The organism is Natronomonas sp., assembly GCF_036625485.1.
GTDB lineage: Archaea > Halobacteriota > Halobacteria > Halobacteriales > Haloarculaceae > Natronomonas.
The window spans coordinates 1-10,982 of the sequence record NZ_JAZKTR010000084.1; the positions used below are offsets into that span (position 1 = coordinate 1).

The 10,982-nt window shown below is 66.3% G+C and carries 13 protein-coding genes; 9 read left to right on the plus strand and 4 right to left on the minus strand.

Going from position 1 to position 10,982, the window contains the following annotated elements:
* The 6 genes from V5A53_RS09275 to V5A53_RS09300 form a co-directional block, all read left to right on the plus strand.
* A partial coding sequence (locus V5A53_RS09275) for an ABC transporter substrate-binding protein (protein ID WP_332313323.1) occupies positions 1 to 1,518 on the plus strand: 1,518 nt, incomplete at its 5' end.
* Between the two features lie 81 nt (positions 1,519 to 1,599).
* Positions 1,600 to 2,586 carry an ABC transporter permease gene (locus V5A53_RS09280; RefSeq protein ID WP_332313324.1) on the plus strand — a complete coding sequence of 329 codons (987 nt, stop codon included), beginning with the start codon at positions 1,600 to 1,602 and terminating at the stop codon, positions 2,584 to 2,586.
* Positions 2,586 to 3,644 (plus strand): ABC transporter permease, encoded by a 1,059-nt coding sequence (locus V5A53_RS09285; RefSeq protein ID WP_332313325.1) that lies wholly within the window; start codon positions 2,586 to 2,588, stop codon positions 3,642 to 3,644. Before V5A53_RS09280 ends, V5A53_RS09285 begins: the two co-directional genes overlap by 1 nt.
* On the plus strand, positions 3,641 to 4,804 hold the full coding sequence (locus V5A53_RS09290; RefSeq protein WP_332313326.1) for an ABC transporter ATP-binding protein: 1,164 nt from the start codon (positions 3,641 to 3,643) through the stop codon (positions 4,802 to 4,804). Before V5A53_RS09285 ends, V5A53_RS09290 begins: the two co-directional genes overlap by 4 nt.
* The gene (locus V5A53_RS09295; RefSeq protein ID WP_332313327.1) at positions 4,797 to 6,131 is read left to right on the plus strand and encodes an ABC transporter ATP-binding protein; all 1,335 of its coding nucleotides are present in this window, start codon (positions 4,797 to 4,799) and stop codon (positions 6,129 to 6,131) included. Before V5A53_RS09290 ends, V5A53_RS09295 begins: the two co-directional genes overlap by 8 nt.
* A 61-nt stretch (positions 6,132 to 6,192) precedes the next feature.
* Positions 6,193 to 6,657, plus strand: coding sequence for a DUF7529 family protein (locus V5A53_RS09300; RefSeq protein WP_332313328.1), 465 nt, complete (start codon positions 6,193 to 6,195; stop codon positions 6,655 to 6,657).
* Here the strand turns inward: V5A53_RS09300 and V5A53_RS09305 are convergent.
* From V5A53_RS09305 to V5A53_RS09315, 3 genes are read right to left on the minus strand one after another with little or no spacing between them, the layout of a single operon-like run.
* Complete coding sequence (locus V5A53_RS09305; RefSeq protein WP_332313329.1) at positions 6,654 to 6,851, minus strand: hypothetical protein; 198 nt, start codon at positions 6,849 to 6,851, stop codon at positions 6,654 to 6,656. The genes V5A53_RS09300 and V5A53_RS09305 overlap by 4 nt on opposite strands.
* Positions 6,848 to 7,717, minus strand: coding sequence for a TIGR01548 family HAD-type hydrolase (locus V5A53_RS09310; RefSeq protein ID WP_332313330.1), 870 nt, complete (start codon positions 7,715 to 7,717; stop codon positions 6,848 to 6,850). Before V5A53_RS09310 ends, V5A53_RS09305 begins: the two co-directional genes overlap by 4 nt.
* Positions 7,714 to 8,103, minus strand: a complete 390-nt coding sequence (locus V5A53_RS09315; RefSeq protein WP_332313331.1) for a UPF0146 family protein — start codon at positions 8,101 to 8,103, stop codon at positions 7,714 to 7,716. The genes V5A53_RS09310 and V5A53_RS09315 overlap by 4 nt, the downstream gene beginning before the upstream one ends.
* A gap of 39 nt (positions 8,104 to 8,142) precedes the next feature.
* Between V5A53_RS09315 and V5A53_RS09320 the strand changes: the two genes are divergently transcribed.
* The 3 genes from V5A53_RS09320 (at position 8,143) to V5A53_RS09330 (ending at position 10,399) form a co-directional block, all read left to right on the plus strand.
* Entirely contained in the window at positions 8,143 to 8,664 is a 522-nt protein-coding gene (locus tag V5A53_RS09320) for an archaemetzincin family Zn-dependent metalloprotease (protein WP_332313332.1), read from the plus strand.
* Between the two features lie 279 nt (positions 8,665 to 8,943).
* A complete protein-coding gene (locus V5A53_RS09325; protein WP_332313333.1) occupies positions 8,944 to 9,435 on the plus strand; it encodes a hypothetical protein in 492 nt (163 codons plus the stop codon).
* A gap of 154 nt (positions 9,436 to 9,589) precedes the next feature.
* Positions 9,590 to 10,399: a cation transporter gene (locus tag V5A53_RS09330; RefSeq protein ID WP_332313334.1), complete on the plus strand. Its 810-nt coding sequence runs from the start codon at positions 9,590 to 9,592 to the stop codon at positions 10,397 to 10,399.
* Here the strand turns inward: V5A53_RS09330 and V5A53_RS09335 are convergent.
* Positions 10,396 to 10,982 (minus strand): histidinol-phosphatase (locus V5A53_RS09335; protein WP_332313335.1); only part of this gene is annotated, 587 nt, incomplete at its 5' end. The genes V5A53_RS09330 and V5A53_RS09335 overlap by 4 nt on opposite strands.

The window sequence follows — 10,982 nt, forward strand, 5'->3', positions numbered from 1 at the left end:
GGCAACGGCAACGGCAACGGCAACGGCGAGACGGATACGCCCGACGACGGTGCCGAGGCCGAACTTCGGACCTACGACGGGGAACTTTCCGACGACCCGACCCGGACGGAGGTCCTCCAGCACGTCAACGGCCTGGCACACGAGCAGGCGCCGTGGGTGTTCCTCCACCAGCAGTTCAGCATCTACGGCATCAACGACGACGTCAGTTGGGACGCCCGCGCCGACGAGAGCATCTACGTCCGCGAGTTCGAGACGGATCTGGACGAGATCACCGTCAGCCAGGGCCAGTTGCTGGAGACGCTGGATCCGACCGGTGAGAACGCCACCCCACAGTACAACATCATCGACCAGGCCTACGACAATTTCCTCGGCCGCGAGGACGACACCGGCCGCCCCCTCGAGGGCATCGTCACCGACTGGGAGCGGACCGACGACCTCGAGATCGAACTCCAGATCCGCGGCGACGTCGAGTTCCACAACGGTAACGACCTCGACCCCTCGGACGTCGCCTTCTCCATCAACCGCGCCAACAACCCCGACGTCAGTGAGGTCGCGGACAACCTCGGCGACATCAACGAGGCGCGCGCAGAGGACGGCAACGTCATCCTCGACCTCGACAGTCTGACGCCGACCATCTTCCGGAACCTGACGGCGTTCGGTCGAGTGGTCTCCGAAAGCTGGGTCAACGACGACAGCAACGACATCAGCACCGAAATCAACGGGACCGGCCCCTACGAACTCGACGAGTACGTCGAGGGGACCCGCGTCTCGTTCACCAAGTTCGACGCCTACTGGGGCGAAGAGCCCGACCCCAACGCGGTCACGTTCAACGGCATCCCCGAGGACGGCCCCCGCGTCGACGCGCTCATCAGCGGCGACAGCGACCTCATCACGAACGTCCGGCCGGGCGATATCCCGGACGTCCAGGAGGCCGACGGCGTCGGCTTCGAGGACGTCCCCTCGATCCGGAACATCTTCCTGGTGCAGAACGACGCCTTCGAGCCGTTCGACAGCCAGGAGTTCCGGCAGGCGATGAACTTCGCCGTCGACGTCGAGTCGATCATCAACAGCATCCTCAACGAGTTCGGCAACCAGACCAGCCAGCCGACGTTGCCGGGCCACAACGGCCACAACGGCGACCTCGACCCCTACCCGCACGACCCCGAACGCGCGGAGGCGCTGGTCGAGGCCAGCGGCCACGCTGGCGTCGAGATCGAACTCCACACGCCGGTCGGCCGCTACCTCCGGGACGCCGACATCGCGGAGGCCGCGGCCAGCCAGATCGACGAACTCGACAACGTCTCCTGTACGGCTAACCGACGCGACTTCGGCGACCTGGTCGGGGAGTTGCTCGCACCGCAGGACGAGTCGCCCGCGTTCTTCCTCATCGGCTGGGGGAACCCCACGCTCGACGGCGATTACGCGATGTCGCCGTGGTTCACCGAGGGTCCGTTCCAGCACTTCAACAACGACGAGATGGCCGAACTGCTACAACAGGCCCGCAACATCCCCGAGTAACGGCGCCGACTCCTCTCGTCGGGGGGCAAAAGCGGCGATAACGGCGGATTTTTGTACCGGGGTGGCGATTCTTGCCACATCATGGGTCTCGGGAAGTTCTTGCTGAAACGGAGCCTCCAGGGAATCCTCGTCATCTGGGGCGTCGTGACCGTCGTCTTCTTCCTTCGGTTCCTGACGCCGGGGGATCCGACGGCGACCCTCCTGCCGCCCGACGCGGGCCCGGAGGTCCGCCAGCGCCTCCGGGAGAACCTCGGGCTCGACCAGCCCCTTTACCTCCAGTACTTCGACTACCTCACCGACCTCGCGATGCTGGATTTCGGCACGTCGATGTCGAACGGCCGGCCGGTGAGCGTCCGCATCCTCACGCGGCTGCCGGCGACGATCGAACTCGCCGTCGCGGCGACGGTCGTCGCCATCGTCATCGCGATCCCGCTCGGCGTCATCAGCGCGCGCCGGCGCCACGAACCCTCCGACTACGCCGCGACGACCTTCTCGCTCGTCGGTATCTCGACGCCGAACTTCTGGCTCGGCGTCATGCTCATCATCGTCGTCGCGGTCAATGTGGATTTCATCCCGACGAACGGCCGTCCCGTCGGGTTCGGGACGGCGCTGGGCGCGCTGACCGACGGCTCGTTTTCGGAACTGGGGCAGTGGGCTGCCGCCCTCTTTCTGCCGGCCATCACGCTCGGAACCTACTTTACCGCGCTCATCACGCGGCTCACCCGGAGCGGCATGTTAGAAGAGATCAACAAGGCCTACGTGAAGGCCTGTCGCGCCAAGGGACTCCCGGAGACGCTGACGCTGTACAAACACGTCCTCCGGAACACGCTCATCCCCATCGTCACCGTCCTCGGGCTGCAGCTCGGGACGCTCATCGGCGGGGCCGTCATCACCGAGTCCGTCTTCGCGTGGCCGGGACTCGGCCGCTTTCTCATCCTCAGCATCAACAACCGTGACTGGACCTCCATCCAGGGAACGATCATCGTCATCGGCGCCGGCTTCGTCATCATCAACATCGCCGTGGACGCGCTGTACGCGTACCTCGATCCGAGGGTGGTGAGCGAGTGATGCTCTCGGACCGCGTCAAACGGAGCCTCCGACGAGAGTTCAAGACCAGTCGGCTCGCACAGCTCGGCGTCGTGCTGGTGCTCGCGATCATCCTGGTGGCGACGTTCGCACCGTTCTTCGCGCTGCACGACCCGACGACGACCCGAATCGGCACCGGCGGCACCGAGGACCTCTCGGAGCTGCCCCCTCTCGGCGTGACCTACACCTCAGAGCGGGTCACCCCCAGCGGCACCGAAACGGTGACCGTCGAGCCGCGCAACGAGTTCCCCCTCGGGACGAACACGCTCGGTCAGGACATCTACTCGCGGCTGCTGTACGGCGCCCGCGTCTCCGTCCTCGTGGGGGTGCTGGGCGCGCTGCTTGCGGCGCTCATCGGCGTCCCCTATGGGCTTGCGGCCGGCTACTTCGGGGGTCGTATCGACGACAGCCTGATGCGCGGGGCGGACGTTATGCTGGCGTTCCCGTCGCTCGTGTTGGCCATCGCGCTGGTCGGCGTCTTCCGGGAGACCGACTTCCACACCGCCACGATACCGGACCCCTTCGTCGCCGCCGCGCGATCCGAAACGATACCGAATCTGATAATTCCGCGGTCGGGACACGTCGCGGAGATGCCCGCGGAGTTCACCTTCCCGGTGACGGTGACGGTCGTCGTCGCTTTGGTCAACTGGGTGTGGTTCGCCCGCGTCGCCCGCGGGGAGGCGATCAGCATCCGCAGCGAGGAGTACATCAAGGCCGCCAGGGGCGTCGGCGCCTCGGATATCCGCATCCTCAGACAGCACGTCCTTCCGAACTCGCTGACGCCGATCATCGTGTTGGCGACGATCCAGGTCGCGGCGATCATCCTGCTGGAGTCGGCACTGTCGTTCCTCGGGTTCTCCGGGACCGACCTGACCTGGGGGGCCGACATCGCCGACGGCCGCAACGACCAGCGCAACCAGTGGTGGATCGCGACGATGCCCGGCCTGGCGATCGTCCTCGCCGTCATCGGGGTGAACCTGCTCGGCGACTGGCTCCGGGATGCGCTCGACCCCGGCATCGAGGGGGAGGGTGGCGTATGAGTCGGTCGAAACTCCGCGTCGAGGACCTCTCGACCCGATTTTTCACCGATGAGGGGCAGGTCAATGCCGTCGACGGCGTCTCCTTCGACGTCGAGGACGGCGAGGTCTTCGGCATCGTCGGCGAGTCCGGTTCCGGCAAGTCCGTCACGGCGCTGTCGCTCATCGACCTCGTGGAATCGCCGGGCCGCATCACCGGCGGCGAGGTGTGGTTCCGGTCGCCCGACATCGCCGAGCGGGTGGCCGAGACGACGCCCGAAGCCGTCGACGGCGAGATGGTCGACCTCCGGCGCATCGGCGAGAGCGAGCGCCGCGCTCTGCGCGGCACGGAGTTTTCGACCATCTTCCAGGACCCGATGAGCAGTTTCAATCCCTCGATCACCGTCGGCGAGCAGATCGCCGAGGCCGTCGAGGTCCAGCGCCGCGCGAGCGCGAACCCGCGGTCGACCCGCTCGCGGACCCAGGGATACGGGCTGGCGCGGTTCGTCGCCGACAGCATGCTACCGAACCGGGATTACGTCGACGAGGAGTCCCATGCACGCGCCGTCGAGTTGCTGGAGTTGGTCGGCATTCCCGATCCCGCCGAACGGGCCGACGAGTACCCCCACCAGTTCTCCGGCGGGATGCTCCAGCGGGCGATGATCGCCCAGGCGCTGGCCGGCGAACCGTCGGTGCTGGTCGCCGACGAACCGACGACGGCACTCGACGTGACGATCCAGGCGCAGGTGCTGGACCTGCTCGATGACCTGCAGCAGGAGACGGGCATGACGACGGTCCTCATCACGCACAACCTCGGCGTCATCGCCCGGATGTGCGACCGGGTCGGCGTGATGTACGCCGGCGAACTCGTCGAACGCGGCACCCTCGAGGACGTCTTCGAGGAATCGGTCCACCCCTACACGCAGGGGCTGATCGGGTCGATTCCGGACATCGACGGCGAGGACGGTCGCCTGACCCCCATCGAGGGTAACGTCCCCAGCCTCATGGACGAGGAGATGCCGGACCGCTGTTACTTCGCCGACCGGTGTCCGAAGGCGATGGAGGCGTGTCTCGACAAGCCACCGGAGTTCGACGTCGACGACGACCACGCGACGATGTGCTATCTCGCGGAGATGGACCACACCGAGGGCAACGCGCTTCCGGAGGGGTACTTCGATGAGTAGCGACCACACGAACGCGACGGCCGAGGAACCGCTGTTGCGGGTCCGGAACCTGGAGAAGCACTTCGACACCGGGGACTCGCTTCTTGACCGACTGTTCGGCGATACGACCGACCCGGTCCGGGCCGTCGACGGTATCTCCTTCGACATCCACGAAGGCGAGACGCTCGGACTGGTCGGCGAATCCGGGTGCGGAAAATCGACGACTGGCGAGACGATCCTCCAGTTGCTGGAACCGACCGCCGGCACCGTCGAGTACGACGGCACCGACCTCGTCGAAAGCGAGGACCTCACCGAGTTCCGGCGTCGGGCCGGCGTCGTCTTTCAGGACCCCTACTCGAGCCTCGACCCCCGCATGACCGTCGGCGAGTCCATCCGCCAGCCACTGGATATCCACGACTGGCCGTGGGCCGACAGCGACGTCGACCGGCAGGGCTGCTCCGACCAGGAACTGCGTCGCGAGCGGGTCGCCGACCTCATGGAACGGGTCGGTCTCTCGGCGGACCAACTGGACCGCTATCCCGGCGAGTTCTCGGGCGGCCAGCGACAGCGTATCGGCATCGCCCGCGCGCTCGCGCTGGACCCCGATTTCCTCGTGTTGGACGAACCCACGAGCGCCCTCGACGTGAGCGTGCAGGCGCAGGTGCTCAACCTGCTTGCGGACCTGCAGGCCGACTTCGACCTCACCTACCTCTTCATCAGCCACGACCTCTCGGTCATCCGGCACATCTGCGACCGAGTCGCGGTGATGTATCTCGGCGAACTCGTCGAGGTCGCCGAGACGGACGACCTGTTCGCGAACCCACAACACCCCTACACCGAGGCGCTGCTGGAGAGCGTCCCCCGCGCGTCGACGGCGGAACAGCAGCGCGACATCGACCCGCTGTCCGGCGACGTGCCCTCCCCGCGGGACCCACCCTCGGGCTGTCGGTTCCGAACACGGTGTCCGAAGGTCATTCCGCCGGCCAATATCAACCTCTCCCAGAGGGCCTATCGCGCGGTCATGGACGTTCGGGGTCGCATCGAGAGCCGGGATATCAGCCTCGACGAGATTCGAAACGACGCCGAGGGCAACGTCGCCGCGGCGCTGGCCGACCGCCTGCTCCCCGACGATATCGACCTCCCCGAACGGGAGCGGCAGCATCTCCATCTCGCCTTCGAATCGCTGGCGGACGGCGAATGGGACGAGGCCGCCGACGAACTCGCCGAGCGCTACCGGAGCATCTGCGAGACCCACGCGCCAGAGGGCGACCGCGCCGCCTGTCACCTCAACGGCCTCCCCGAAGACGTCAACCCGAGAACCGTCGACCGCGTCGAAACGCGGGAGTGAGTCCCCCGAACTCGGTTCCGGTGACCGGGGTGTTTTTGCCGTTCGATGCCCCCTACCCGATATGAACACCCAATCGCCCCCGCCTATCGTCGCCGACCGCTGGCAGGAACTGATGGACGACGCCGAGGCGACGGAAGCCGAGTACAACGAGGAGGGTTATCGGACGCTGCTGGTCCACACCGGCGACGTGACGCCGCTGACCGACGTCCCGTTCGGACTGGACGTACTGGCGCCGGGCGACGAGTTCGAGGCGCTGGAATCGCTCGTCGAGGAGGCCACCTTCGATACCTCACACGTCTACCGCAACGAGGAGGGCGGCGCTCGCTTCCTCATCGTCGTCGTCGAAGGCACCGACGCCGACGGCGAGGACGTGGCCGTCGTCGTCCCGGCGTTTCTCGACATCGCCGGTTCCGAACCGCTCGAGGAACGCGCGACCGACGCCGGCGTGATGTACACCCACGTCCGCCCGCTTTCGGACGACAGCCGGGTGACCTTCACCCACGAGGACCCGGGCCTCTTCTTCTAACGCCAGCCGCGTTTCACGGGGCGGAACGACAACAGGAAGCGACCGAAGACGACCGCAAGCGGCAGCGCGACGAACGCGCCGAGGGCGAGGAGAGCACCTGTCGATTCGGGCCGGGACACGCCGCCGTAGACGAACACGGACCCGGCACACGCGAGAACTGCGACGACCCACACGAGAAGACGTTCGGTGCTCATGGGCTATCGAGCAGAGTCGGCAGGTCGTTGATGCTGTCGAGGATGACCTCCGCGCCCGCCTCGCGGTACTTTCGCTGACCCTTCGTGCCGGTCAATCCGCCGGTCAGAACGCCGACGCCGTAGTACTCCCGCTCGGGGTCGGCCTCGGCGGCGTTGTTCGCGGTGTGGATGTCGTCCAGCGTGTCGCCGACGAAGGCGAGGCTGTCGGCGTCGAAGGCGTCCGCGAGGTCCAACAGCGCGCGAGGATGGGGTTTGCCCTCCTCCCAGTCGTCCATCGTGAAGCGGTGCTCGTCGGGGATATCGAGGCCGACCCGTTCCAGCGCGATGTCGGCCTCGGCGGCGGGCCGGCCGGTGACGACGCCGAGCGGCCACGCTTCCAGCGCCTCTCGCGTCTCGGGCGACAGCAGGACGGGTTCGTCGTGGATGAATCCCTCCGTATCGAGGTCCGGTTTGCCGCCCTCCAACTCGCGGTAGAGGTCGCTTCCGAGGTAGAGTTGCTGGAAGACGTCCCGCAGGCGCTCGCGGTCCCACTCGTCGAGGATCTGCTCGCGGGAGGCGGGGTCCAGTTCGTCGGCGACCGCGGTCTGGGCGGCTTCGGGACCGCCGCCGGAGGCCGCGATGAGCCCCGCGTACGTCTCGATGCTCAGGGCGGGTTTCTCGCGGCGCGCGAGCACGTACAGCGCCGCCGCGTAGGTTAACTCCCAGTCGTTGTTGAACCCGCCGGCGTTCTTGAACAGTTGGATGTCGTCCTTCTCGATGGTCTCGCCGTAGACGTGTTCTATCGACTCCACGATCGCCCGCCGGTAGGAGTCCGCTACGTCGACCAGTACGCCGTCGATGTCCAGAATAACCGCGTCTACGTTCATAGTTTGGCTCGAAATACGGTCTGGTTGCCCACCGTCTCGGGCGCCGCCGCGACCACGGCGGGGTCCCCACCCAGCGTTGTAAACAGGCAATCCGCGCCCGCCGTCCGCGCGGCGTCGACCAGCGGCCGCTGTAACTCCGGCGGGCAGCGCAGCGCGTACACCGCCTCGGCGCCGCGGTAGACGCTCGCGTCGGGGTCGGTCACGTCGTCACGAACGAATCGCACACCCGTCGGTGGCTCACGGTCGTAGACGTCGGTCGCGGTGACCGAACATCCGCGTTCGGCCAGCCGTGCCGCGATATCCGGGCGGTTCCCGACGCCGACTTCGACCACCTCGTCGTACCGGGCCAGCCGGTCGACGAGTCCCGCGTTGGACTGGGTGTGCACGTCGGGATGTTTATGAACAGCGGTATCTAACGTTTTCCCATGCACGTCGACATCGTGCCGGTCGGCGACATCCCCGCAGTGGTCAAGCGGGAAGCCTCTAGCGCCCTGCGATCCGTCTACGATTGTGACGTCACGATCCACGACACCCGGCCCATCCCCGACGGCGCCTACGACCCGGCACGAGAACAGTACCGCGCAGAGGAGTTCATCGAACTCGCCGGCCGCGTCGGCAACGGCGAGAAGAACATCGCCATCACCGACAACGACCTCTACTACCGGCGACGAAACTACGTCTTCGGACTGGCCTACCTCTCCGGCAACGGGTCGGTCATCTCGACGTACCGCCTCCAGACCTCGTCGGACGGCGGGTTCTCGAACAAGTCGGCTAGCGACATCTTCTCGGATCGGGTCCGGAAGGAGGTCGTCCACGAGATCGGCCACACCCTCGGTCTCGAACACTGCGACAACTCCCGGTGTGTCATGAACTTCTCGCCGACCGTCCGCGAGGTGGACGTCAAAGAGGAGAACCTCTGTGGGAGTTGTCAACGGCTGGTGCTCTAACGCAGCCACGTCCATGCGGTTGCGGGCCACAGGCCCGCAACCCGCTCCTCCAGCCGCCCAGCCTCCCTGCGGTCGGCTGAGCGTTAGTCGTCGCGCGCTACGCTGGCTCGGCCTTCGGCCTCGCCAGCGGGAACCGCCTCGGGGGCGCTTTTCAAGCGCCCCGCTCGGCGGATGCTTCTCGGTTCGTTATCTCCAGCGCGAAACTGCGTAATCTTCGGAATATTCAACCGCTGTTTGAGTCTTCACCGCGATTATATCGCCCGACACTCATCTCGGGATATGAAGCGACGCCGCCTCCTCTCGGTCGCCGCGGTGGCCTTCGTTCCGGGATGTCTTTCCAGTCCTGATGACCCCGAGGACTCGACGCCGGAAGCCGAAGTGAAGGATGTCGAATCGTATCTTCCCGAAGCCGGTGAGGGATGGACGCTGGCGGAAACCTACGAGCCGGGCCTCGGTGAAACCGGCCTCACCGATGCGGTCGTCGGCAAGTATCGAAGCCCCGACGACGTGCGATACGACGTCCTCGTCGTCTTCTCGGGCACGGCAGAGCAACTAATCGATGCCGGCTGGCAGATCGCGGTCCCCATCGAAAACGGTGCGATAGCCGCGAGTACGGGCCAAGAAGAGCGATCGCCGACCCCCGAACACCCGCCGCAGCCCTCGGTGGACGGCACGCCGATTCCCGGAACCGACGACCAAGCGCTCGAACTGCTGGCTCGGTCGCCGGAACTCACCGAGTCGGAGGTCGAAACGAACTGCATGCCCTGTTGAGGCTATCCCCGACGTGGTTGCAGGGGTAGTTTCATATCCTTCGGGATTGTGCTATATGTTCACACGGACAGCTATGGCGACCCACGACTCAGCAGGGGCGGTACACCCCGATGCATGCGGGTCGGGCGGCTGTGGACGAGACGTCGGTGCCGTCGTGCGACCATTCGACGGCGTTACCGAACGCGACGTGCAGGAAGCGACCGAGACGGCGGTTTCGACCTCGACGGTTCACGAGGATGACGACCGATGTGTCTTCGAACTCACCGGGCTGGATTGTCCCACCTGTGCCGGACTCATCGAGGTCGTTATCGGATGTCTCGATGGCGTGAGCAACGTCACGACCAGCTATCGACACGGGACGGCCCGCGTCGATTACGATGCCGAGACGACGACCGAGGCGACCCTCCGGACGGAACTGGCCGACCTCGGCTATCCGGTCGAGACGACCGACGAGGCCTTCGAGAACCGCCGACGGCTGCAGTGGGCGGAGGCACGATTCGCCGCCGGCGTGATGGCCGGCCTGATGGTGTTCGCGCCGTACGCCGCCGTCATCTACCCGACCCGGTTCGACCTGCCCTTTTACGACCAGACGGTCGTCGCGCTGCTGGAGCGGGCGCTCGGCTCGATCTTCGCTTCGCACTTCTATCTCAATCTCGCAGTACTGTCGGGGTTCGTCCTGCTGTTCGCGGGCGGGCCGGTCCTCTCGGACGCGCGGGCCGCCCTCGAAGCGCGGTCGCCGAACCGGAGCCTCGCGGTCGCCGCCGTCGCGGTTGGACTCTACGTCTACAGTTCGTTCGCGGCGTTCCCGCTGGCCGTCGAGGGCGGCGTCTACTACGACGTCGTCGTCGCGCTGGTTCTCGGGACGACCATCGCCCGACAGGCCGGCGTCGAGACGACGGCGGAGACGGCCGACGACGTCCTGACCGAGGACCCAGACGTTACGTCGACAGAACGGTCTCGCTAATCCCCTTGGAGGGCCAGTTCGGTCGTGTCGAGTCCGTGGGCGGCCGCGAACTTCTCCAGTTCCTCGGTGCGCTCGACGACCTCTTCGGGCGTGTGGCCGTCGGTGCTGAGGACGAACTCGATGTCGTAACTGTCGAGGATCTCCATGAAGTCGGGGCCGGGATGGAACTCGCCGTACTCGCCGAGGATGCGTCCGGCATTGATCTCCAGCAGGGTACGGGAGTTCTCGGCGGCCTCGGCGACCCGATGGAAGTGGTCCTCGGTGGCGTAATCCCGGAGGGCGGGGTTCCGTTCCACGAGGTCGACGTGGGCGGCGATATCGAACAGTTCCGACTCGATGAGGGCGACCGCCTCGCTGTAGAACTCGTCGACGAGAGCGACCGTCTCCTGCTCGTCCTTCTTGGCGAAGTACGGCTCGACGTGGACGTTCATCCCGTCGAGGTGGTGGACGCTGCCGATGGCGTACTCGAAGTCGGCCTCCTCGAGGAACGCCGCGATCTCGTCGATGTCGCGGGAGTCGAAATCCATCTCGATGCCGTCGTGGACCGTGAGGTCGAACCGCTCGTTCATCGCGTCGATGGCCT